Source organism: Chryseobacterium sp. POL2 (assembly GCF_011058315.1).
Taxonomy (GTDB): domain Bacteria; phylum Bacteroidota; class Bacteroidia; order Flavobacteriales; family Weeksellaceae; genus Soonwooa.
On record NZ_CP049298.1, the window covers coordinates 2,587,345 to 2,611,226 of the forward strand.

A 23,882-nucleotide genomic window follows, 5' to 3' on the forward strand; every position below is an offset into this window, starting at 1 on the left:
TCAGTTTGACGATGTGTTGATAAATTAATTTGACAATGAAAACTTTGCGCTCTTTGCGTTAAAAATTAAACAAATAAAAATCTAATATCTGATGTCTAACATCTAATATCTAAAGAATGAAAATAGGAATTGTAGGAAGTGGTGCTATGGGAAGCGGAATTGCGCAAGTTATTGCAAGTGCAGGTAACCAGGTTTCTCTTTATGATAGCAATCCCCTTGCATTAGAAAAAGCAGGTGCCAATCTTGAAGCGACTTTCCAAAAGCTAGCCCAAAAAGGCAAAATGTCTTATGAAGAGGCTGGCATTTATTTTAATAATATCCGTTTGGTTAATGAGCTGAAAGATTTGGCGAATTCCGAACTTATTATTGAAGCCATTATCGAAGATCTTGAGATTAAAAAAGAGTTGTTTCAAAAATTAGAAGCTTTGGTAAGTCAGGATTGTATCTTGGCGAGTAATACCTCTTCTTTATCCATGGCTTCTATAGCGGCATCTTGCCAGAATCCTCGTCGTGTGATTGGGATTCATTTTTTTAATCCAGCACCTTTGATGGCTTTGGTCGAAATTATCCCGGCTGTGCAAACGGACTCTGATTTGGTTTTAAAAACGAAAGAATTAGTCGAAACTTGGAAAAAACTGCCTGCAATAGCGAAAGACACGCCTGGTTTTATTGTCAACCGTGTAGCCAGACCTTTCTACGGCGAAGCAATCCGAATCTTGGAAGAAGGCGTTGCGGATTGTGCGACGATCGATTTTGCAATGACCAGTCTTGGAGGATTCAGGATGGGACCTTTTCAGTTGATGGATTTTATTGGGCACGATGTTAATTATCGTGTAACCGAAAGTGTTTTCAAAGAATTTTTCTATGATCCAAAATTCAAACCTTCATTTACTCAAAAACGTTTGTTTGAAGCTGGTTTTTATGGAAGAAAATCGGGACGTGGCTTTTATGACTATTCGGAAAATGCCATTCAGCCACAGCCTACTACAGATTCTGCTTTATTGGAAAGTATCTTTAAAAGAATTCTTGTGATGTTGATGAACGAAGCGGCCGATGCTTATTATCTGAATATTGCTTCGGTAAAAGATATCGATATAGCGATGACCAAAGGTGTTAATTATCCCAAAGGTCTTTTGGCTTGGGCAGACGAATTTGGTTTAGAAAACTTAGAAAAAGAATTGGATGCTTTGTATAATTTATACCACGAAGACCGTTACCGATGCAGTCCAGTTATCCGTCGTTTGGTAAAAGAAAACAAAAATTTTTATAATTAATTTTAATGATTTAGATTCAAATATTAAATCTAAAATCTGATGTCTAATATCTAAAAAAATGAATCAAGTATATCTAATTGATGGTGTGCGTACGCCAATCGGAAAACTAAAAGGAAGCTTAGCCTCAATGCGTCCCGACGATATGGCTGCTTTTGTTATAAAAAAATTGTTGGAACGTAATCCAAATATCGACCAAAAGAGGATTTATGATGTTGTTTTAGGTTGCGCCAATCAAGCTGGCGAAGATAACAGAAACGTCGCAAGAATGGCGGGTTTGCTTTCTGGCTTGGATTATCATGTTCCTGGCGAGACGGTGAACCGACTTTGTGCTTCTGGATTGTCTGCAGCGATTAATGCTTCGAGAGCTATTCAGGTTGGTGATGCCGATTTGATGATTTCTGGCGGCGTGGAAAATATGACGCGTGGGCCTTTGGTCATTTCAAAATCCGAAAACCCTTTTGGTGGCGATGCTAAAATTTATGACACAACTTTCGGGTGGCGATTTGTCAACCCCAAAATGAAAGAAATGTATGGTGTAGATGCCATGGGCGAAACAGCAGAAAACCTGGCAGCACGTGATAATATTTCGCGTGAAGATCAAGATCTATTTGCCTTTAATTCTCAAATGAAAACCAAGGCAGCACAAGAAAATGGGAGATTGGCGCAAGAGATTGTTACGGTTAATATTCCACAAAGAAAAGCGGATGATTTGATTTTTGATAAAGACGAATTTGCTAAAAACGATACCACTTTAGAAGGTCTTGCTCAATTGAGAACAGCTTTCAAAAAAGATGGAACGGTTACGGCAGGTAATGCTTCTGGACTTAATGACGGTGCAGCAGTTAATCTTTTGGCTTCAGAACAAGCGATTAAAGAATTTGGTTTGATGCCCAAAGCCAGAATTGTGTCAAGTGCTGTGGTTGGTGTAGAACCAAGAATCATGGGGATTGGCCCTGTGAAAGCCGCAGAATTAGCATTGAAAAAAGCTGGTCTTAGTTTTAATGATATTGATATTATTGAACTGAATGAAGCTTTTGCCGCACAAGGTTTAGCATGCATCAGAGCTTGGGGGCTTGCCGATGATGATCCGCGCATCAACCCCAATGGCGGTGCGATTGCATTAGGACATCCACTAGGGATGAGTGGCGCAAGAATCCTAAACTCCGCTATGTATGAACTTCATAACCAAAATAAAAAATATGCTTTGGCAACGATGTGTGTAGGTCTTGGACAAGGTTTCGCCGTAATTATTGAAAAAGTTTAAATCAGACGAATAGAAAAGAGACATCAGTACAGTTTATCATCTATCGGTCTATTATCTAATTGTCTAAAAAAATCTATATAAAATGATGCAACTAAAAAATTATGCTTTAGGGCAATGGACCAAAGGGTCTTCCGAAGGGCAGATGTTATATAACGCCATTACAGGAGATGAGATTGCAACCGCTTCATCGGCAGGATTGGATTTCGGGGCGATGATGGATTATGCACGTACAGTTGGTGGTCCAAAACTTCGCAAAATGACATTCCAAGAAAGAGGTTTGATGCTAAAAAAACTAGCCTTATATCTTATGGAGCGCAAGGAAGAGTTTTATAGCATTTCTTGGGCAACAGGAGCAACGCGTGCAGATTCTTGGGTGGACATCGAAGGCGGTATTGGTAACCTTTTTGCTAATGCCTCTTTGCGCCGTCAGTTTGGCGATCAGCCTTTTTATGTAGAAGGAGAAACGCATAAGTTATCCAAGAACGGAACGTTTATCGGGACACATATTATGACCCCGAAGCGCGGTGTTGCCATTCATATCAATGCATTCAATTTTCCAGTGTGGGGCATGTTAGAAAAAATTGCGGTTAACTTTTTAGCAGGCGTTCCAGCGATTGTTAAACCCGCAACCATCACTTCCTTTTTAACGGAAGCCGTTGTGCGCGCGATTATCGAATCTAATATTTTACCTGAAGGTGCGCTGCAATTAATTACAGGTTCGGCTAACGGAATTTTAGAATGTGTTGAGTCCGAAGATGTGGTAACGTTTACAGGTTCTGCTTCGACAGGTCAAATGTTAAAAGCGCATCCAAGAATTACTTCGGAAGGTGTTCCTTTCAACTTGGAAGCCGATTCTCTTAATGCTTGTGTTCTTGGCGAAGATGTGAAGCCTGGTTCTGTAGAATTTGATATTTTCATTAAAGAAGTAACGCGCGAAATGACCACCAAAGCGGGTCAAAAATGTACAGCGGTGCGTCGTGCTATTGTTCCAGCTAATTTGGTAGAAGACGTTCAGATTGCTTTAGGACAACGTTTAGCAACGACAACAATCGGTGATCCCAATGTTGAAGGTGTCCGTATGGGCGCGTTAGCTGGTGCTGCGCAAGTTAAAGAAGTTCGTGAGAAAGTTGAAGAACTTGCCAAATCTCAAGAGATTGTTTTCGGAAACTTAGATAATTTCGAAGTGAAAGGAGCGGATAAAAACAAAGGCGCATTTATTTCACCTATTTTATTTTTAAACAAGGATCCGTTCAACAAAACGGATGTTCACAATATCGAAGCATTTGGCCCAGTTTCTACCATTATTCCTTACAACGGAATGGCTGAAGCGGTTGAATTAGTTCGTATGGGTAAAGGCTCATTGGTGTGTTCAATAGTTACTTCGGATAACGATATCGCAACAGAATTTGTACTGAATGCAGGATCACTTCATGGACGTATTGTTGTTTTGGATGCCGAGTGTATCAAAGAATCTACAGGTCACGGTTCGCCATTGCCTTTATTGGTTCATGGTGGTCCAGGTCGCGCAGGTGGCGGCGAAGAGATGGGCGGCAAGCGTGGTGTGATGCATTATATGCAACGTACAGCGGTGCAAGGCTCTCCTAACACATTGACGGCCGTTACGCAACAATACCAATACGGCGCGGATTATATCGAAGATGACAAACATCCTTTCGCTAAATATTTCGAAGAAATAAAAGTCGGTGATACTCTAATTACCGCAAAACATACACTTCAACAATCGGACATCAATGCTTTTGCGGCCTTGTCTGGGGATAATTTTTACGCGCATGTGGATGCGACATCTTTGGAAGGTACCATCTTCGAGCGCAATGTGGCACATGGCTATTATCTGTTGTCAAAAGCGGCGGGCTTATTTGTTCAAGCCAAGAAAGGTCCCGTATTATTAAACTACGGATTGGACGAATGTCGTTTTGTGAAGCCCGTTTATCCAGGTTCTACAATTGGCGTTCGTTTCACTTGTAAAGAAAAAATAACACAAGAGAAAAAGGACGACAACGACGTGGCGAAAGGCATTGTGCGTTGGTTGGTCGATATCTATGACGAAACTGGCGAAACCGTTGCTATCGCTACAATTTTAACCATGGTAAAAATGTTACATCAAGACTAATTTTTTGGGCAGCTATTTCCGTCCTCCGTTCCCGCTTTTTTGTTCCGCTTTGCTACACAAAAAGAGCTCCACTCAGGCCGGGCTGCAAAAGTTGTCAGTCAATTAAAAATTCAAAATAAATTATGGAAGCATACGTAAAATCAAATATAGAAAACGGCATAGGGACAATCGAGTTTTTCCATCCACAAAGCAACTCAATGCCAGGAAGCCAACTTAGAAGTTTGGCTGAGGAAATTGACAATTTAGGAAAAGATAAAGAGGTCAACGTCATTGTTTTAAAAAGCTTTGGTGAAAAGGCTTTCTGCGCAGGTGCATCTTTTGATGAGTTAATCTCAATCAAAGATTTCGAAACAGGGAAAGCATTTTTCTCAGGATTCTCCAATGTTATCAATGCGATGCGAAAATCACCAAAGCTGATTATCGCAAGGATTCATGGTAAAGCCGTAGGTGGTGGCGTTGGTATTGCCTGCGCTGCGGACTATACCTTTGCTACAGAAAATGCCGCGGTTAAGCTCAGCGAATTAGCAGTCGGGATTGGCCCTTTCGTCATCGGTCCTGTTGTAGAAAAGAAAATCGGAACGGCCGCTTTCGCACAATTGGCAATCAATGCCACTGAGTTTTATTCGGCGGAGTGGGCGCGCGAGAAAAATATGTTCCAAGACGTGTACGAAACAACGGAAGAAATGGATGCCGAAATTGAAATTCTAGCAAACAAATTAGCGAAGTCTAATCCCCAAGCCATGTTCCAACTAAAAGAAATCTTCTGGAAAGGCACAGAACATTGGGATCAGCTCTTGACGGAACGTGCTGCTGTTAGCGGACAACTGGTATTGTCAGCGTTTACGGTGAATGCGATTAATCAGTTTAAAAGTAAGAGTTAGGGATTGGAGACTAGGGACTGGGGACTAGAGATTGGAGACGGGAGATTGGGGACTGGAGACTAGGGATTGGAGACGGGAGATTGGAGATTGGAGACTAGGGACTGGAGACTAGAGATTGGAGATTGGAGATTGGAGATTGGGGCGTGTGTTTGTGGACACTGCTGGATATCCGAGTCTATAAAAAAATATGTTAAAAATTCTTGGGTGAGATATTGCGGAATCATGCGTATGGGAGGTGCTTGAGGTGGCATGGGAAATGAGGGATATGAAAAATTATTAGTTTATATTCGCGAAAAAATTCTTACTTTCGTCAAATAATTAAGAAATAAACTATGAAAAGAGTTGTAGGAATACTTTTTTTGTTTTGTATAGGAATGTTGTCAGCCCAAAGTTATAAAATGGGGGTCACAGGGAATGTTCATAGAAGTAGTATTGTAAACATTCATGATGTTTCTAAGCCTTCCTGGGGCGGCGGCGTTGGCGTTTTTGCTCAATTTGCTTTGGTGGAGAATGATGTTTTTGACTCTGCCTGGCTTTATTTAATGCCTCAGTTGGAGTTTAGTATGCAAGGAGAAAATGCAGAACCTGAGCAGGGTAAGCAGCAATTTCCTAATCATTATATCGGCTTGCCTATTTATATCAAATACTTTTTTCATAAAGGTAATATGAAGCGTGACGTGTTTCTTATAGCGGGTCCACGTTTGGAGTATCTTGTGTCGCATGATCGCAAAGGCCCAGAAGTTTATCCTATGTTTGTTGATCAAGAAAAGAAGATTAATAGTTTTGGATTTGGATTGTCAGTAGGAGCAGGTTTGAAACTTTCCGACAATATGGAAGCTTTTATCCGTTTTGACAGAGGCTTCAGCAAAATTTATCCAGACTATACCCATAAGTCTAATACTTATAATCGATTATTAGGTATCGGCGTTAATTATTATATTAAAACTGAATAATCAGCTTTTAATCAGAAATTTGGAATGAAGAAGGTACAAAGGGTCTTATTTTGGATGCTTATCGTGGCGTTCGGTGTTATTGTTTCGTGTAAGCCAAAAGAGAATATGGTTTATATGAAGAATCATAATTTTGAACAAGAGGTTTCCGAAGCGCGCTATCATGGACTGCGCCTCCAAGAAGGTGATGTTTTGGATATTCTGGTGTCTGCCTACGATGATATTGCTGTGAAGCCTTTTAACCTTAGTACGATGGAGCAGACCAATAGTGGTGTTGATAAATCCACAGGAGGTATTGCCAAGGCTAATGAATATGTCGTAAGTGCTGATGGTTTTATTACGATGCCCGTTCTGGGGCAGGTTTTCTGTATAGGCATGACCAAGCAACAATTAAAAACCGATCTTGAAAGCCGTTTAAAAACCTATCTTACCGATCCGCTGGTCAGCATAAAGCTGGTTAACTTCAATGTTAGCATTCTTGGAGAGGTGAAAAGCCCAGGTCAAAAGACGAGCAGTACAGAGCGTCTTACTATTTTCCAAGCTCTCGCTTTGGCAGGCGATATGACCGATGGTGGTGACCGTACCAATGTTAAGCTCATCCGTTATTCTGAGGTCTTAAAAAAAGATGAGGTTGTTGCTCTGAACTTGTCTGAATCTAATATCGTTAATTCGCCGTATTATTATCTTCAACAAAATGATATTGTTTATGTTGAGCCGGATAAGAATAAGCAGATTATTGCTAATAACAATCCTAACAAAGGTTTGTATTTTCAGATTGGTGCTATATTACTCGCAACCATCGGTTTACTCATTAGATTTAAATAAGCGTCATGGAGTTATTGGATACGCAAACGAAACAAACTAAACATAGACTAGACCTAGAAAAGGAGTTCCGTAAGGCATTAAAGTTTTGGCCTTTGTTTATTGTTCTACCTTTATTGTTTTATGCTGGTGCCAAGATCTACATGCGCTATGCACAGCCACAATATTTTAGCAAGACTACTTTAAAATTTGAGCAGGCTTCGCCTAAACCTTCCACGCAGGCTCTTAATGATCTTAAGAATCTGGGTGTGGGATTTTCTAATGATGAGTTGGACGCTGAAACTGTTGTTATGGTTTCGAAACCTATCTTGGGGAAAGTCGTTAAAAACCTTAATCTTAATGTTAAATACTATTCTGTTGGAAAAATTAAGGAGGTTGAATATTATGATGAGTTACCCATACGCGCAGAGGTTGTTAGTCTAAAGAATCCTGATCAATTTGGGGGTGCTAGTTTTATTTTGGATTCTGGTACGGGGAATAGTTTTAGCTTGTCCTCAGTAGATGGCAGCCATCTTAAGACGTATCAGTTTGGTAGCTTGGTTGATTTAGGATTTGGAAGTGTTATTTTTGAAAAGCAGCCGATTTCGCAGGCTGTTCATCATATCAAAGTCGTCTTCACGAATCCCAAATATGTTGTTTCGGGATTAGAAGGGGCTCTCAATGTTAGAATTTACAAAAGCCTGTTGATGGACATCAACATGGTGAGTCCTACTTATAAGAAATCTGAAGCAATCTTGGCTGAACTTGTAAAAGTTTATAATGATGAAGGGATTAAAGATAAGAACCAGGAGTCGCAGTTTACCGCTGATTTTATTGATAGACGTTTGCAGATTATCACTGATGAGCTAGCGGGCATTGAAAATCAAAAAGAAGGTGTCAAGCGCGACTACCAAATTACGGATCTCGCTACGCAGGCACAGCTTGCCCTTACGAATGTTAATGCTAATACCAAAGAAGTTTTGGGCTATGCCACGCAGTTGGATTTGGTAAGTTCTGTATATCAATTGGCCAATGCAGGAGGCCAAAGCCTTTTGCCTACTGGTTTGGGTTTGTCGGGTGCTATCGATGCGCAGATTAGCCAGTATAATGACTTGGTGCTTACGCGCAATCGTGTGCTAAAACAGGCCACTAATGCCAATCCTGCTGTTATCGAGATGAACAAGCAGATTGGTATTTTGAAGGATGCTATCCGTGGGAATCTTGCCGATGTGCGTCGTAGCTTGCAAGATAATATCTCTCGTTTGCAGGGTGATATCAACCAGGATAAAGGCAAGATTGACCGTTATCCCACGCAGGAGAAAGTTTTCCGAAGTATTGACCGTCAACAAAATTTAAAAGAAGCCTTGTATCTCTTTTTGTTGCAAAAACGAGAAGAAAATGCCATTAACTTAGCTGTGGCATTGCCTAAGGCGAAGGTTATCAATCCGCCCTATACCTCTGGTGTTGTGGCGCCAAAGGGACAGTTGATTATCTGGGGTTCTACCTTGCTGGGTTTTGTCTTGGCGCTAGGCTTTGTGGTTGTGCGAGGCTTAATGGATACTAAGGTGTATAGCAAGGCCGATATACTTAATCTTGTGGATAATGCCACCTTGATTGGTGAAATACCCGAGAGTAAGGCCGATGCGGTTTTGGTAGGTGCTAATGATTTCTCTATGTTTGCTGAATCTTTTAGAATATTGTCTTCTAACCTAAAGTATATTTTAAAGACTAGAAAAACGACGGATGATGCTGCTGTTATCCTTGTTACTTCCTCGGTAAAAGGGGAGGGCAAGACTACGCTATCTATGAATCTGGCGATGAGTCTGGCAGGTAGTTCTAAGGTGTTGATTATAGGGGCAGATATAAGGAATCCCCAGTTGCATCGTTTTGTACCGAGACAAAAATTGGGATTAACGGATTATCTTATCTCGAATGATGCACAAGCTGATGCATATATTTTCTCTTCTGGCTTATCGGAGCATTTGGATGTGATGTTTAGTGGTGCCAAAGCCCCTAATCCTAATGACTTGTTGGATATGGCTAAGTTTGATGAGATGATTGATACACTAAAGGTACATTATCAATACATCATCCTGGACTCGGCCCCTGTTATGCTGGTGTCGGATACTATCCATCTTGTTGATTTGTCGGATGTCATTTTGTATGTTGCTAAAGCGGGTTATACAGAAAAGAGTATGATGCATTTTGCTGATGATTTTAGAAAAGAACATCATATTGACAAGCTCTCTTTTGTACTCAATAGCGTAAAGCCAGAGTTTTCCCGTTATGGGAATAAGTATGGCTATGGGTATTATCATGTGGAATCGAAAAAGGCATTTTTTAAGAAATAATCCTTGTACTTTCTTAAGGCTTTACTTTTATATAGTAATAAACTCATTTTAATTTGTCTAGCAATAAAACCATAGCTAAAAACACCCTGTTTTTGTACTTCCGTATGTTTCTTACAATGGGCGTCGGGCTATATACCTCCAGATTGGTATTGCAAGCATTAGGTGTAGAAGATTATGGAATCTATGGACTGGTTGGCGGTATCGTTAGCATGTTTTCTTTTCTTAATTCTGCTATGTCTGCTGCTACCCAGCGCTATTTGTCTTTTGATATTGGTAAAGGCGATTGTGAGAGATTAAAAAAAACCTTTAATGCAACACTTAATATCCATATTCTTATAGCAGCAATTATTTTGGTATTGGCTGAGACTATAGGGCTATGGTTTGTTAACTATCAACTAAATATCCCTGCGGAGCGTATGTATGCTGCTAATTGGGTGTATCAGTTTTCTATTTTCACATTTATCTTGGGTGTTATACAAGTTCCTTACAATGCCCTGTTGATTGCGCGCGAGCATATGAATGTGTATGCCTATATGAGTATATTGGAGTCTGTGCTGAAACTTGTTACTGTATTGATTTTGGTTAGGTTTGGTAATGATAAATTGATATTGTATGCCGTACTCACCTTTGTTGTCTCCTTTCTTATCCGCATGCTGTATAAAATTTATTGTAAAAAATATTTTAAGGAATCCGAATATGAATTCTATTATGATAAAAGTTATTATAAAGAATTATTAAGCTATTCTGGATGGAATCTTTTTGGGAATATTGCTGCTATTGCACGAGGGCAAGGAAGTAATATTTTACTCAATCTTTTCTTTGGACCTATTGCGAATGCAGCTTATAGCTTGACACTAATGGTACAAGGTATTATAGGGAGTTTTGTCAGTAATTTTCAAACAGCACTCAATCCACAAATTACCAAAAAATATGCGAAAGGAGAAATAGATACCTCATTGAATTTGATATTTAAAAGCTCGAAGTATTCATTTTTTGCGATGTTTATAATCGTTGTGCCATTTCTTTATAATATAGATTATATCATGCAATTATGGTTAGGTAAAGTACCTACTTATGCTATTCAGTTTATTCAATTGGCGTTGATTTATTCTTTAATTGAAACCATTTCTAACCCTTTGATGGTCGGTGCACAAGCCACAGGGAAAATAAAATGGTACCAAATCATTATTGGTAGTTTTATATTTTTAACTCTTCCTATTATATGGTTGGTTTTCAAAATTAATCCTGACCCTAACGCTGTATATTATGTATTGATTGTTAATTCTCTAATTGCATTAATCTTTAGGGTACTCTTTCTAAAAAACATGATAAGTTTAAAAGTTACAGACTACTTAAAAGAAGTTATATTACCAATAAGTGGAGTAAGTGGTTTGACTTTGGCATTATTATATTTTGTAAAATTAAATTTTAATTTTGAGTTAGCAGCATTCTTTTTGATGCTATTAAGTACTATAGTAATTATAATAGCAATATTATTAATAATTTGGACAGTAGGATTAATGAGGTCAGAAAGAGCCTATATAATGAAAAAAATAAGTTTTTAAATAATATTTATGAAAATAGCAATCTTTGGACCTCATGATAGAAATAATTATGGTGATTTATTATTTCCAATAATGATAGAATATGCGATCAATGTTGTGAATAGCAAAGATTATGAGTTCATAAAATATTCTATTGTTGATTCTGATTTAACAAATGTTGGTGCATACAAATCGTATGGATATAAAAAATTTATAAATCAAATTAATGAAGGAGAAATAGATACTATTATTGTAGCTGGAGGAGAAAGTTTAGGCGCAACATGGGGCAGGTTATATTCATATATAAGTCCAATTTATTCATATTTATATGAAAATACTCGATATGCAACATCAAAATATATCTATCCCATAGTATATAAAGTATTGGGAGCACAATCTGAATTTCCTTTTTTTATAAATAAAAAAGATTTTAAAAAGGAAATTAAGGTAATTTATAATTCAGTTGGAGGGATACCGAACGATATAAAATCTAATGAAAGATTTAACCATGCAGATTATTTTGCAATAAGAATAAATTATAATTGTGCTGATAATAATATTTTAATATATCCAGATTCAGCAATAATAATGTCTGATATTTTTGAAAAAGAAAAGTTAATCCAGACAAAGTATAAGGGAATATCCAATTATGTTTTTTTTCAAGTATCTAAGTATAAAATTCAAAATGATATTGAGGATACAATTGCTGAGTTATGCAAAATTTTGGATAATACAAAATACAATATTGTATTATGTCCAATTGGATTGGCAAAAGGACATGATGACCCAGTTATTTTAAAAAAAATTTTTTTATTACTGAAGCATAGTTATAAAAACAGAGTTTCCCTTATAGAACAACCAACTATTTTTGATATTATGGGATTTATATCAAACTCTGCATTTTACATTGGTACAAGTCTACATGGTGTAATTACTGCTATGAGTTATGGTGTTAAATATTTGGCTTTAAATCCAAATCAAAGCAAGATTGTTAACTATATTTTAACTTGGACAGACTTTGAAATAACAAATTTTGTATCCAATACTAATGATTTTTATAAAAATTTTAAAATTATTGATGCATGTGATGAAATACATTCTAAAATATTAAAATCAACCAATGAGCAGAAAATGAAATATTATGAAAGTATAAAAAATATAATTAGAATAATTGAAAAATAATGAAAATTTTAGCTACTATAATTTCATTTAATTCTGAAAAATGGATTTCTAAAAATATACAGTCATTATATAAAAATTCAAAGGATTGTATTGTTGATGTTTTAGTTATTGATAATGGATCAACAGACAAAACATGCCAAATTATACAGCAAAAATTTCCATTTGTTAATTTAATTAGAAATAATGAAAATTTAGGCTTTGGAAAAGCAAATAATATCGCATTTGAATATGCATTAGAGAAACAATATAATTATATTTTTCTAGTTAATCATGATGGTTGGTTAATGTCTGGATTTTGGGAAAAATGTGTTCCTGTTTTAACAAACAATAAAAATTTCGGATTATTATCTCCTTATCATTATGATTCTACAGAAAAAGAATATGATTATAGTTTTAAGCGATATTTACAAACAGTTAAAATGACAGCGGAAACTGAAATAAGAGAAGTTGAATTAATAAATGGTGCATTTTTATTTATATCTAGAGAGTGTTTATTAAAAACGAAAGGTTTTGATCCACTTTTCTTTTTTTATGGAGAAGATATAGATTTATGTCTAAGAGCCAAAGCGCAAGGTTATAAGATAGGAATTATTGAAGGAGCAAATGTCGTACATGATCGTAAAGAAAGATTAATGTCAAAAGAACGGTTGTATTATCATTTAATTGCTAATCATTTAATACAATTTAAGTCTATAAAAACTGGCTTTTATAGTAGTTTTTGTAAAACTATATATAGTGCTATGATTAGTATGTTATCAAAGAATAGAATTACAAGTAGAAAAGATTACATTAAATTAGTATTATATATGTTTGAAAATCGTACAACACTTAAAAAATCCTATGATAGTTTTAAGTAATGACAGGCTCTATAATAATTACAACCTACAATCGTCCCAAATTTCTTAAAAGAGCAATTGACAGTTGTCTGCAGCAAGATACAGATTTTGCATACGAAATTATTGTTGTCGATGACAATGGTCTTGGTACGCCCCAGCAGTTAGAAACCCAACAGCTAGTAGAATCTTACGAAATACTACGTTATTTACCGCTAGAAGTTAATAGTGGTGCTTGCATGGCTCGTAATAAAGGAGTTAATATTGCACAGGGCGATTATATTTTTTTCTTGGATGATGATGATGAGTTTTTACCGATGAAAGTCCAAACACAAATCTTGTTTTTAGAAATTAATAATCATCTTGACGGCTGTTTGGCCGCTTTTAAAAGGATTGATGGCACTACTAGGCAAGAAATTATCGCAACTTCTAATTTTCCAAATATTGGTGATTACAAAAATTTTGTAATACATGGTAATTTTTTCACGCCAATGCTTTGCATACGCAAAGATGCTTTGATAAGAATTGGAGGATTTGATATCATAGATCGATTTCAAGATCGGTTTTTGATGTTGAAAGCGCTTAAAAATGATTTGTCTTTTGCGATAATTGATGTGCCTTTACATATTATGTATGAGCATAACGATTTTAGAATCACAGGTACAAATAGTAAAAAATCCATTATGGCCTTAGATATAATACAAAAAAATATTATTGCAAATAAAGCCGTATTTACTCAGGAAGAGTGGAAACAATATTTGATCAAAGATAATCGCATGCGTGCCGTGATTTATTATAATGCGCCATTATACCATGAAAGATTGAAGGCCATCCCATTATTTTACAAGTCTTTTAGATTAAGTAAAGACACAAAAGATATCAAAATGCTTTTAAAATCTCTTGTTAAATTTAATAGGTTATGAAACTCCTCTACATCACGAACGGCATTAATGGTTCTGGCGGCCTCGAAAGGGTGCTGTCTATTAAAGCATCTTATTTTGCCGAGCAAATGAATTATGAAGTTCATGTGTTGGTGCTTAATAATACACACGAAAGTCGTTTTTATGATTTTAGCTCAAACATTAAGTTTCATTCCATAGAGGTAAAAGGAAATCCGTTTTCTTATTTTTTAAATTATAAAAAAGGAGTGCAGGAGGTTGTTCGTCTTGTAAATCCGGATATTATCTTGGTTTGTGATGATGGTTTGAAAGGTTTTTTTCTTCCAAGTCTTATCACGACTAAAGCCAAATGGATCTATGAGCGACATGTTTCCAAATTAATCGAAATGAGAGATGATTTTGGCTTTGGTAAACGTTTGATAATTCACTTGAAATGGTGGTTGATGGAAAATTTAGCTAAAACCTACGACTGTTTTATTGTATTAACCGAAGGAAACAAAAAAGAGTGGACTTCTTTACAAAACATGCAGGTTATTGCGAATCCGCTCTCTTTTTATCCTGATCGTTCTAGTTCACTTGATCAAAAAGTTGTGATTTGTGTAGGCAAAATATCGTATCAAAAAGGGCAGGATCTTTTGGTCAAAGCCTGGGAAAAAGTACATCAAGCACATCCGGATTGGCAATTGCATTTGTACGGAAAAGAAAATCTTTCGTTTTTAGATACCAATAAACTAACCCATAATATCAAATATTTTCCACCTGAAAAAAATATAAAAGAAAAGTATTTGGAAAGTTCCATTTATGTGATGTCATCACGTTTTGAAGGTTTTGGCATGGTACTAATTGAAGCTATGGCCTGTGGCCTTCCTTGTGTTTCTTTTGATTGTGATTATGGACCTTCAGATATAATTGTTAATCAAGAAGATGGCTATATTATTCCTAAAAACAATATAATTGAGTTTTCTGAGCAATTAATACTATTAATAGAAGATTCTGACTTAAGAAAATCCTTTGGTAATAAAGCTAAACAGGATGTTCGCCGTTATGCTATTGAGAATATATCTCAGAAATGGAACCAATTGTTTAAATCCTTATAAATGAAAATAATCTTCAATACTGACCAAATCCATTTGCACGGTGGCATCGAAAAGGTCATGGCGACGAAGGCTAATTATTTTGCAGCTTTGCCAGAGGTTGAGGTCTATGTGGTAACCACCGAGCAGAAGAATCTACCACCGCGTTATGCATTAGATTCTCGGATAAAGTTGGTGGATTTAGGAGTTGATTATGATCGTACAAAATCTTATTTTTCGATAAAAAATTTAAAGAGAGCAAAACGTCATTATAAAAAGCAAAAGGCTTTATTTAAAAGTTTGAAGCCCGATGTTATTATTTCTCCCAATTTTAATTTTGATCATTATTGGTTGCCTTTTATAAAAGGAAATGCAAAACTTATTAAAGAACGTCACAGCTCCCGTTATCAGGAGGAAGAACAAAGGCAATCGGCATCGTTTCTAAAAAGATTAAAATATAAATTGAGCGATTGGGTGGAGCGACACTATAATCATATTGTTGTTTTAAATGCTGATGAAGCCCACTATGTTAAAACGGGGAATGCTGTTGTTATCCCCAACCCGATAGCATTGTCCCATTTATCCGCAGATATACATTCTAAAAAAGTAGTTGCAGCAGGACGCATTTCACCTGTTAAGAATTTCGGAGATTTAATAAAAGCCTGGGTATTTGTAAAAGCTGAGTTTCCTGATTGGCAGTTGGACATTCATGGCGAAGATTATTTGGGAACCCAAGCAACTTTAGAATCTCAAATTCGTGAAAATGGATTAGAGGATGTTATCAATTTCAAGGGAAGTTCAGACCAGATGCTAGAAGATATGTCGAAGTACAGTATTTATGCGATGACATCAGAAACCGAGTGTTTCCCTATGGTGTTGTTAGAAGCTTTATCGATTGGTCTGCCAACAGTGAGTTATGATTGTCCTAATGGACCTCGTAACATTATTGATAATGGCGAAGATGGCTATCTGGTGAAGCATCACGATGCTGAATCTTTTTCTATGGAGCTTAAAAGTCTTATGCGGAATTTATCGGAGCGTGAAAGATTACAAAAAAATGCGAAACATAATGTGTTGCGTTTTAGTTGTGCCAGCGTTATGAAACAATGGCAGGAATTATTAAATTTACCGCATGTTTGATTGGATTCCTGTAGAACTGTATACATCCTTGCATTATCACGTTTTGTTGCTTGTGATGCTTATTATTTTGGCGCATGCTTTTGTCTATGATGTAAGCGATCAGCAGAGTATTCAGTTTTTCCAAGTATTAGGAGGAATATTGACTTTTTTGCTAGTTCTTTATATGGGGCAGCGGCAGATTAGTGGGCGGTATTTTGGTGATACCTATAATTACGACAAGGCATATAAGCTTTTGCAATCTGGGGAGAGCATTAAAATAGAAAAAGATTTTCTTTTCAATTATATGATGGTCTATTCCAGTAAGATAATGGACATACATGGTTTTCTACAGCTTTGTGTTGTGCTGTACATTGTGCCATGTTATTTTTTTTCTAAGAAGTACTTTGGGAATTATTGGTTTTTCGCTATGTTTATGTTCATGGTGTCATATTCCTTCTGGGCATACGGTGTCAATGGTGTGCGCAATGGATTGGCAACGTCATTGTTTTTGTTGGCTTTGTGCTTATATCATCGAAAATGGCTGATGTATGCCTTGTTAATAATGTCTTATTTTATGCATGCCTCTTTGGTTATCCCCATAGCGGCTTTTGTGGTGTCTGGTCTTTACAAGAATCCTAAAGCTTATTTGGCTATTTGGTTGTTGGCAATTCCTTTGTCGTTAGCTGGAGGTTCTGCGTGGAGCAGCTTCTTTGCAAATTTAGGATTTGCTGAAGATCGGACGCAAGGTTATTTGACTGGAGGTTCGGAGGAGTATAATGATCAATTTTCGCAGAGTGGTTTTCGGTGGGATTTTTTAGCTTACAGTGCTTCTGCTGTATTTGCAGGATGGTATTTTATATTTAAAAAGAAAATTACAGATAAGTTTTATATCCATCTTTTTGGGACTTATTGTATTGCCAATGCCTTTTGGATCTTGGTGATTAACGCTGCTTTTAGTAATCGTTTTGCCTATTTGTCGTGGTTTTTGATGCCCGCCGTGATTGCCTATCCAATGTTTCGGTATAAGCTGTGGGATAATCAATATCGGGTATTTGGGATTATTTTGTTTTTGTATTTTATGTTTACTTATATAATGAATGTCATGTTATAATGAAATCGATTACTGTTTTTACACCAACTTTTAATAGAGCACATCTGCTTCCTAGACTTTACGAAAGTTTGAAAAACCAAACCTCAAAGGATTTCGTTTGGATGATTATTGACGATGGTTCGGTTGATGATACGAAAAGCTTAATAGCACAATGGAGGGAAGAAGCTGATTTTGAAATCCAGTACCATTACAAAGAGAATGGCGGTATGCATACTGCTCATAATCTCGCGTATTCTTTAACAGAAACCGAGTTGAATGTCTGTATCGACTCAGACGATGCAATGACAAAGGATGCTATTGAACTAATCGTAAAGCTTTGGGAATCCATTGATAATAAATCCAATGTCGCAGGAATCATTGGGTTAGATGTTGATAGAGAAGGGAAGATAATCGGAACGAAAATCCCCGAACATTTAGAGAAAGGTAGTTTACACGATTTATATCATCTTCATAATGTTAAAGGTGACAAAAAATTAGTTTTAAGAACTGATGTTGTGAGAAGCTATCCACCTTACCCTGAATATGAAGGTGAAAAATTAGTGCCTTTGGGGATTTTGTATTTAATGATTGGCAAAGATTATAATCTTTTGTATGCCAATGATGTATACTGCATTGTTGAATATCAGGATGGCGGCTCTACGAATTCCATCTTAAAACAGTACAAACAATCACCAAGAGGATTTGCATATAGTAGGAAACTTCAAATTAAACACGGTGATGGCATCTCAAACGAAATCAAGAATTATGTACATTTAATTTCTTCTTCTATTTTTGCAAAAGATATTCCCCTAGCATTTAAAGGCGTTAATCCACTAAAAAGTTTATTCATTTATCCTTTTGGTATCCTACTACATATCTATATTCTATTAAAAATTAAAAGTTCATGACCCAACCCATTCGAATCCTACAAGTTGTTACTATTATGAATTTAGGCGGATTAGAAAGTTTTCTAATGACCATTTATAGGAATATTGATCGATCTAAAGTTCAGTTTGACTTTTTAGTCCACAGACAAGAAAGAGGAGCTTTTGATGATGAGATTGAAAATTTAGGTGGTAAGATTTTTAGATTGAATCCTATTCGGCCCGCACGGTTTTTTCAATATCAAAAAGAACTCAAATCATTTTTCTTAGACCATAAAGAATATAAAATTATTCATTCTCATCTCAATGAAAATAGCGCCATAGTATTAAATGTCGCCAAAAGATTAAATATCCCAATACGTATAGCCCATTCACATGCAAAAGCAACTGCTGGACCTTATAAATTTTTAAGAGAATTTATTAAAACGAGAATTTATCCAAATTCCACCTTGAATCTGGCATGTTCAGAAGATGCAGGAAAATGGCTATATGGTGGAAAAGATTTTGACGTTTTTAAAAATAGTGTGGATGTAGAAAAATTTAAATTCCCCCAAAATTCAGAAAAAATAAAAACTTTAAAAGATGAAGTAGGCATTGATAGTAAAGACTTTGTAATGGGATTAGTGGCGCGATTTAGTTTTACTAAAAATCATATATTTTTAATTGATGTTTTTAATGAATATCAAAAATTAAATCAATATTCTAAACTACTTCTTGTTGGAGATGGTGAGTTGAAATTAGAAATAAATAATTACATTAAAGAATTAAATCTTCAAGAAAAAGTCTTATTTACGGGCAATGTTAGTAATCCCCAAGACTATTTAAGTTTAATGAATATATTTGTCATGACATCATTTAATGAAGGTATGCCTGTTGTCTTAATAGAAGCACAGTGTAATGGCTTACCTGTTTTAATGTCTGATACCATACCAGCAGAGATTGAAATTACAGATTTAACTTATAGAGAATCTTTAAATTCTTCTCCAAAACATTGGGCTAATAAAATAAATGAGATTAAAGAATTGCATAAAGATGACCATAGAGAACTATATAAAACCATAATTAAAGATAAAAACTATGATATTAGTTCAAATGCTCAGAAATTAATTGATCTTTATATGTCTAATTATCAAGAATCATTAAAAAATTAATATATAATGAAAATTCTAATTGCAGGCGATTATTGTCCCATTGGTCGAAACGCCCAAATAATAGAGAAAGAAGAATATGTTTCTTTATTTAATGGTTTTGAGAATCTTACAAAGCAAGTAGATTATTCCATTGTGAATTTAGAATGTCCAATTACGGTTTTTAATGAAAGAATAAATAAAACAGGACCTTGTATAAAAACTGAGGACACGAAGGCTCTGGCTGCTTTAAAATTTGCTGGTTTTGACTTACTCACTTTGGCAAACAATCACATTCAAGATTATGGTTCAAAAGGTGTTAAAGATACCCTCAAAAATGCGCATGATTTTGGCTTTGAAACTGTAGGAGCAGCGGACAATTTAAAGAATGCGAAAAAGCCATTTATTAAAGAAATACAAGGAATAAAAGTAGGTGTCCTCAATGTTGCGGAAAATGAATTTTGTGCTGCGACAGATCAATCAGCAGGAGCTTATACATTCAACTTAATTGATAATCTCCAAGAAGTTAAGCTTCTTAAACAAAAAGTAGATAAACTTATTCTTATTTACCACGGTGGAAGAGAACATTACCAATTACCTTCACCTGAATTACGAAAACGGTTTCGGTTTTTTATTGAAAATGGGGTAGATGCAATTGTAGCCCATCATACACATTGTTTTAGTGGTTATGAATATTACAACAACAAACCTATAGTTTACAGTTTAGGAAATTTCATTTTTGATTATAAGAAGAAATACCAAAAAGGAATATGGACGGAAGGAATGAGTGTAATTTTAAATTTAGTAAATAATGAATTTACGGTTGAGTTAATTCCCCATTTTCAAGGAAGAGAAAATGATTCCACATTGCATTTATTAGAAAACGAAAATAAAAAGGAGTTTTTAAATAAAATAGATAAATTGAATGCAATTATTTCTGATGATACTCTTTTCATGGAAGAGTGGGATAACTATATAAAATCACAAGAGAAGTTTTATTTATCCAGTTTATATATCAAAAACATTTATTTTCGAATGTTATTTATAAAAGGATTCCTTCCTATTTCCCTTCTTCGGAATAAACATAATAAATTAATCTTAAATCTTATGCGGTGTGAAGCACACCGTGAAATTATGATAGATGTATTATCAAATGAATTGGGTTCACATGAAAGATAAAATCTATAAAATATTACCAGACTTTTTACAAAATTTTTTGATAAGTCTTTTCAATATATTGGCTTATAAAGAACGTTACGGCGGAAAGTATCAGTTTTATCTAAAGCGGTTTAAAGATAATCGTCAACTTTCTAGGGCAGCTTTGAAAGATATTCAAAAACAAAGGTTCTCTGAGTTTTTGCACCAAGCAATATCTAAATCTGAATATTATAAAGACTATCCGTTGGTTGACTTAGCAAATATTGAACAATTACCTATTTTAAAAAAAGAGGATTTAAGACAACATATAAAAGAAGTATTTACTATTACTAAAAGTGATGGTATTGTTTCTAAGACAGGTGGAACAACAGGGAAGTCTTTGGAAGTTTTGTTTTCTAAGGAAAATATGCAGGAACGTTTTGCAATGCTAGATGATTTTCGTGGACGATTTGGTTATAAGCTAGGAAAGAAAACAGCCTGGTTTTCTGGAAAAGATCTATTGACAGCTAGTGATATTAATAAGAAACGTTTTTGGAAAACCGATTTTATCCATAAGGTTCGTTATTATTCAACTTTTCATATCAAAGATGATTATCTTAAATATTATGTTGAAAATCTCATTAAATATCAACCTGAATATATGGTGGGTTTTCCATCGAGTATTTTGGAAATTGCAAAATGCGGTATTGCTAATGGATATGATTTTCCGGCTAACTGTATCAAAGCTATTTTTCCCACAGCAGAAACGATTACAGAAGAAATGCGTGCTGTAATTGAAGCTTTTTTTAAAGCCAAACTTATTGATCAGTACGCATCGTCTGAAGGAGCACCTTTTGTTTTTGAATGTCGCAATGGACATTTGCACCTTGAATTACAAAGTGGTGTTTTTGAGGTGTTGGATGACTCGAATCAACCTACTTTTGAAGGTAAATTGGTTGTTACGAGTTTTACTACTGAGGCAACTCCTTTAATTAGATATGATATTGGAGATTCCATTATTTTGGATGATGCTGATAAAGTTTGTGGGTGTGGGAATAACAATCCTTTAGTTAAAAAGATTCTGGGACGTATTGATGATTACATATTTTCACCGCAAACAGGAAAGATTAACTTGGGAAATATTTCTAATACCTTAAAAGATACAAAGGGCATTATTCGTTTTCAAGCCATACAGAATGAATTGAATCAAGTCAATATATTAATTATTACTGATTCTAAAACATTCGATGCTAAAAGTTATGATAAATTTTTAGCGAACTGGAAGGCTCGTGTTGGTGACGAAATGATTATTAATATTCAGGAAACAGATTATATTCCTGTTGAGAAGAGTGGGAAGTATAGAATTGTAAAAAATAATATCAAACATCTGATATAGTGATTTTTTTATGTAGATTTTGGCATCTCGGCTCTGCTCGATGGCCTGAGGGGACTGGGGACTGGGGGTGGTGTGTTAATCTATGATGTATTCTATGACTTTTGCATGTTCTAGCCCTGTGTAGGTGCAGAATTCTTCGATGCTAACGAGGTGGTGCTCTGGTTTGTTATAGTGTTTTCTGATTTTTTGAATGAGCGCGCGGCTGTAACGCTCACTACGTCCTGTAATTCTTTGGATGTCTTTTGGGTAGATGCATAGCCTTGTCAGTTTGCTAATCATGTCTAAGGTTTTTGATAAACAAAGATTGGTAGACTGAATGAATTTTTTACGGTAGTCTTTCGGTAGTACCGAAAGATTTTTTAGCTTTTTGACCTATCCTTGCTGTATTTCTACTGGTAAACCGCTATCCATGCTCCGCTAAAATGAACGCCTATCTTAAGGCGATTGCCGATTTGTGTGGTGTTACCAAAGGTTGAACCATCATGTTGCCCGTTATACATTGGCTACTACAATAAGGCTTTCTAATGGTGCTTCTATAGAATACGTTAGCAAAATGCTAGGTCATAAAAGTATTACAACCACACAGTATTACACTAAACTCCTCGACAAGAACGTGGGTGAAGATATGTTGATTTTAAAAGAAGTATAAAATTAAAAATACGTAGCCCTATTAAATCAATTTAACATTTCAGATGTTTTCAATTTATATATAAATACAGGTGTTCTTATCCGTTTATAATTTCCCCTCCATTAGGATGAATAACCTGACCGGTAATATAACTTGAATCTTCGCTTGCTAAAAATAGAAAACTCGGAGCCACCTCATTAGGCATTCCTGCACGCTTCATTGGTGAATCGCTTCCAAATTCCGAATTTTTTTTTGGTGAGAAAGAAGAACTGATTAATGGCGTCCATATTGGGCCTGGTGCGACTGCATTCACTCGGATCCCTTTATCTACCAGATTGGAGGCTAAACTTCTTGTAAAAGACAGGATTGCTCCTTTCGTTGCGGAATAATCAATAAGTTGGGGGCTTCCTCGGTAAGCTGTTACAGAGGATGTATTAATAATACATGATCCTTTTCTGAGAAATGGTAAGGCATATTTTGTAATCCAGAAATAAGAGAAGAAATTATTTTGAAATGTTCTTAACAATTGGTCAGTAGAAATTTCTTCTAATGACGCGGATTCCCAATGCAAAGCCGCATTATTTATAAGGATATCTATTTTTTTATAAATTTTTATTGTCTTTTCAATTACTTTTTTGCACTGGCTTTCTTTTGCTAAATCTGCTTTTATCAATGTGCATTTTCTTGAAAATGTTTCTACCTCTTTTTTAGTTTGTTTGGCATCGTTGGTTTCGTTGAGGTAGGCAATGATAATATCGGCTCCTTCTTTTGCGAATAGCAGCGCTACAGCTTTTCCAATACCGCTATCTCCTCCTGTAATCAATACTACTTTATCTTTAAGTTTTCCTTCTTTAGAATAGCTGATTGGATTAGTTTCGGGAAGAGGAGACATTTTGTTTTCAGTTCCGGGTCGGTTTTGAGATTGTTTAGGTCTCAAAGCTCTTTTTTTTTGTTTTTTCATAAGCTTTTATTAAAGCTAATGCAATAATTATGCATTAAAAAGTTAGCCTATACAATATTGACTCATAATTTATGCGGTATTCTACTATCAAAGGGGGGATTGATGAATTTGTAGATCATAAAAATTAAAATAAATAATATACTATATTGATTAAGATCTAAACAATAAAAAAAGTAAAAACTATTGATTATAGATGGATGCTATTAATAATCCGATATGCATAGATTATTTTAGTAGACCGCTGTTTGAAATCATAAAATTTACATAAATATTGCTGTATTTTTGTAAAGTAAATTAAAAATATGACCATATATAACATTTTACTTAAATAATAAATGTGAAATTCGAATTTTTGAA

General features: G+C 35.4%; 21 protein-coding genes. 19 read left to right on the plus strand and 2 right to left on the minus strand.

Annotated features, from left to right (window positions below):
- The first annotated feature begins 116 nt into the window (after positions 1-116).
- From G6R40_RS11980 to G6R40_RS12065, 18 genes are all read left to right on the plus strand, one after another.
- Positions 117-1,274 carry a 3-hydroxyacyl-CoA dehydrogenase NAD-binding domain-containing protein gene (locus G6R40_RS11980; RefSeq protein WP_165135806.1) on the plus strand — a complete coding sequence of 386 codons (1,158 nt, stop codon included), beginning with the start codon at positions 117-119 and terminating at the stop codon, positions 1,272-1,274.
- A 58-nt stretch (positions 1,275-1,332) separates the two neighbouring features.
- Positions 1,333-2,538, plus strand: coding sequence for a 3-oxoadipyl-CoA thiolase (pcaF, locus tag G6R40_RS11985; RefSeq protein ID WP_165135808.1), 1,206 nt, complete (start codon positions 1,333-1,335; stop codon positions 2,536-2,538).
- 82 nt (positions 2,539-2,620) lie between these two features.
- Positions 2,621-4,669 carry a phenylacetic acid degradation bifunctional protein PaaZ gene (paaZ, locus tag G6R40_RS11990; RefSeq protein ID WP_165135810.1) on the plus strand — a complete coding sequence of 683 codons (2,049 nt, stop codon included), beginning with the start codon at positions 2,621-2,623 and terminating at the stop codon, positions 4,667-4,669.
- 122 nt (positions 4,670-4,791) lie between these two features.
- Positions 4,792-5,550, plus strand: coding sequence for an enoyl-CoA hydratase/isomerase family protein (locus G6R40_RS11995; protein ID WP_165135812.1), 759 nt, complete (start codon positions 4,792-4,794; stop codon positions 5,548-5,550).
- A 332-nt stretch (positions 5,551-5,882) separates the two neighbouring features.
- A complete protein-coding gene (locus G6R40_RS12000; RefSeq protein WP_165135814.1) occupies positions 5,883-6,503 on the plus strand; it encodes a porin family protein in 621 nt (206 codons plus the stop codon).
- A 24-nt stretch (positions 6,504-6,527) separates the two neighbouring features.
- Positions 6,528-7,325: a polysaccharide biosynthesis/export family protein gene (locus G6R40_RS12005; RefSeq protein ID WP_165135816.1), complete on the plus strand. Its 798-nt coding sequence runs from the start codon at positions 6,528-6,530 to the stop codon at positions 7,323-7,325.
- A 5-nt stretch (positions 7,326-7,330) separates the two neighbouring features.
- A complete protein-coding gene (locus G6R40_RS12010) occupies positions 7,331-9,652 on the plus strand; it encodes a GumC family protein (protein WP_165135818.1) in 2,322 nt (773 codons plus the stop codon).
- Between the two features lie 53 nt (positions 9,653-9,705).
- Positions 9,706-11,217 (plus strand): oligosaccharide flippase family protein, encoded by a 1,512-nt coding sequence (locus G6R40_RS12015; RefSeq protein WP_228455857.1) that lies wholly within the window; start codon positions 9,706-9,708, stop codon positions 11,215-11,217.
- A 9-nt stretch (positions 11,218-11,226) separates the two neighbouring features.
- Entirely contained in the window at positions 11,227-12,378 is a 1,152-nt protein-coding gene (locus G6R40_RS12020; protein ID WP_165135820.1) for a polysaccharide pyruvyl transferase family protein, read from the plus strand.
- On the plus strand, positions 12,378-13,235 hold the full coding sequence (locus G6R40_RS12025; RefSeq protein ID WP_165135822.1) for a glycosyltransferase family 2 protein: 858 nt from the start codon (positions 12,378-12,380) through the stop codon (positions 13,233-13,235). The genes G6R40_RS12020 and G6R40_RS12025 overlap by 1 nt, the downstream gene beginning before the upstream one ends.
- A complete protein-coding gene (locus G6R40_RS12030; protein ID WP_165135825.1) occupies positions 13,235-14,134 on the plus strand; it encodes a glycosyltransferase family 2 protein in 900 nt (299 codons plus the stop codon). The genes G6R40_RS12025 and G6R40_RS12030 overlap by 1 nt, the downstream gene beginning before the upstream one ends.
- Positions 14,131-15,207 (plus strand): glycosyltransferase family 4 protein, encoded by a 1,077-nt coding sequence (locus G6R40_RS12035; RefSeq protein ID WP_165135828.1) that lies wholly within the window; start codon positions 14,131-14,133, stop codon positions 15,205-15,207. Before G6R40_RS12030 ends, G6R40_RS12035 begins: the two co-directional genes overlap by 4 nt.
- Positions 15,208-16,323, plus strand: coding sequence for a glycosyltransferase family 4 protein (locus G6R40_RS12040; RefSeq protein WP_165135831.1), 1,116 nt, complete (start codon positions 15,208-15,210; stop codon positions 16,321-16,323).
- Positions 16,316-17,413 carry an EpsG family protein gene (locus G6R40_RS12045; RefSeq protein WP_165135834.1) on the plus strand — a complete coding sequence of 366 codons (1,098 nt, stop codon included), beginning with the start codon at positions 16,316-16,318 and terminating at the stop codon, positions 17,411-17,413. The genes G6R40_RS12040 and G6R40_RS12045 overlap by 8 nt, the downstream gene beginning before the upstream one ends.
- Positions 17,413-18,300 (plus strand): glycosyltransferase family 2 protein, encoded by an 888-nt coding sequence (locus G6R40_RS12050; RefSeq protein WP_165135836.1) that lies wholly within the window; start codon positions 17,413-17,415, stop codon positions 18,298-18,300. Before G6R40_RS12045 ends, G6R40_RS12050 begins: the two co-directional genes overlap by 1 nt.
- Positions 18,297-19,427, plus strand: coding sequence for a glycosyltransferase family 1 protein (locus G6R40_RS12055; RefSeq protein WP_165135839.1), 1,131 nt, complete (start codon positions 18,297-18,299; stop codon positions 19,425-19,427). The genes G6R40_RS12050 and G6R40_RS12055 overlap by 4 nt, the downstream gene beginning before the upstream one ends.
- A gap of 6 nt (positions 19,428-19,433) precedes the next feature.
- Positions 19,434-20,582 (plus strand): CapA family protein, encoded by a 1,149-nt coding sequence (locus G6R40_RS12060; RefSeq protein ID WP_165135842.1) that lies wholly within the window; start codon positions 19,434-19,436, stop codon positions 20,580-20,582.
- On the plus strand, positions 20,572-21,936 hold the full coding sequence (locus tag G6R40_RS12065; protein ID WP_165135845.1) for a phenylacetate--CoA ligase family protein: 1,365 nt from the start codon (positions 20,572-20,574) through the stop codon (positions 21,934-21,936). Before G6R40_RS12060 ends, G6R40_RS12065 begins: the two co-directional genes overlap by 11 nt.
- Positions 21,937-22,011: 75 nt before the next feature.
- Here G6R40_RS12065 and G6R40_RS12070 read toward each other — a convergent pair whose 3' ends face one another.
- The gene (locus G6R40_RS12070; protein ID WP_165135848.1) at positions 22,012-22,215 is read right to left on the minus strand and encodes a hypothetical protein; all 204 of its coding nucleotides are present in this window, start codon (positions 22,213-22,215) and stop codon (positions 22,012-22,014) included.
- Between the two features lie 220 nt (positions 22,216-22,435).
- Here G6R40_RS12070 and G6R40_RS12075 point away from each other — a divergent pair, with 220 nt between their 5' ends.
- Positions 22,436-22,585, plus strand: a complete 150-nt coding sequence (locus G6R40_RS12075) for a hypothetical protein (RefSeq protein ID WP_262887647.1) — start codon at positions 22,436-22,438, stop codon at positions 22,583-22,585.
- A gap of 76 nt (positions 22,586-22,661) precedes the next feature.
- Here the strand turns inward: G6R40_RS12075 and G6R40_RS12080 are convergent, their stop codons facing one another.
- Complete coding sequence (locus G6R40_RS12080; RefSeq protein WP_165135851.1) at positions 22,662-23,525, minus strand: SDR family oxidoreductase; 864 nt, start codon at positions 23,523-23,525, stop codon at positions 22,662-22,664.
- Positions 23,526-23,882 lie beyond the last annotated feature (357 nt).

Coding starts and splice junctions, on each gene's coding strand:
- G6R40_RS12035 (WP_165135828.1), top strand. CDS start 14,131: ATGAAACTCCTCTACATCACGAACGGCATTAATGGTTCTGGCGGCCTC.
- G6R40_RS12055 (WP_165135839.1), top strand. CDS start 18,297: ATGACCCAACCCATTCGAATCCTACAAGTTGTTACTATTATGAATTTA.
- G6R40_RS12000 (WP_165135814.1), top strand. CDS start 5,883: ATGAAAAGAGTTGTAGGAATACTTTTTTTGTTTTGTATAGGAATGTTG.
- G6R40_RS12040 (WP_165135831.1), top strand. CDS start 15,208: ATGAAAATAATCTTCAATACTGACCAAATCCATTTGCACGGTGGCATC.
- G6R40_RS11980 (WP_165135806.1), top strand. CDS start 117: ATGAAAATAGGAATTGTAGGAAGTGGTGCTATGGGAAGCGGAATTGCG.
- G6R40_RS11995 (WP_165135812.1), top strand. CDS start 4,792: ATGGAAGCATACGTAAAATCAAATATAGAAAACGGCATAGGGACAATC.
- G6R40_RS12080 (WP_165135851.1), bottom strand. CDS start 23,525: ATGAAAAAACAAAAAAAAAGAGCTTTGAGACCTAAACAATCTCAAAAC.
- G6R40_RS12060 (WP_165135842.1), top strand. CDS start 19,434: ATGAAAATTCTAATTGCAGGCGATTATTGTCCCATTGGTCGAAACGCC.
- paaZ (WP_165135810.1), top strand. CDS start 2,621: ATGATGCAACTAAAAAATTATGCTTTAGGGCAATGGACCAAAGGGTCT.
- G6R40_RS12050 (WP_165135836.1), top strand. CDS start 17,413: ATGAAATCGATTACTGTTTTTACACCAACTTTTAATAGAGCACATCTG.
- G6R40_RS12005 (WP_165135816.1), top strand. CDS start 6,528: ATGAAGAAGGTACAAAGGGTCTTATTTTGGATGCTTATCGTGGCGTTC.
- G6R40_RS12070 (WP_165135848.1), bottom strand. CDS start 22,215: ATGATTAGCAAACTGACAAGGCTATGCATCTACCCAAAAGACATCCAA.
- G6R40_RS12065 (WP_165135845.1), top strand. CDS start 20,572: ATGAAAGATAAAATCTATAAAATATTACCAGACTTTTTACAAAATTTT.
- G6R40_RS12025 (WP_165135822.1), top strand. CDS start 12,378: ATGAAAATTTTAGCTACTATAATTTCATTTAATTCTGAAAAATGGATT.
- G6R40_RS12010 (WP_165135818.1), top strand. CDS start 7,331: ATGGAGTTATTGGATACGCAAACGAAACAAACTAAACATAGACTAGAC.
- G6R40_RS12020 (WP_165135820.1), top strand. CDS start 11,227: ATGAAAATAGCAATCTTTGGACCTCATGATAGAAATAATTATGGTGAT.
- G6R40_RS12030 (WP_165135825.1), top strand. CDS start 13,235: ATGACAGGCTCTATAATAATTACAACCTACAATCGTCCCAAATTTCTT.
- pcaF (WP_165135808.1), top strand. CDS start 1,333: ATGAATCAAGTATATCTAATTGATGGTGTGCGTACGCCAATCGGAAAA.
- G6R40_RS12045 (WP_165135834.1), top strand. CDS start 16,316: ATGTTTGATTGGATTCCTGTAGAACTGTATACATCCTTGCATTATCAC.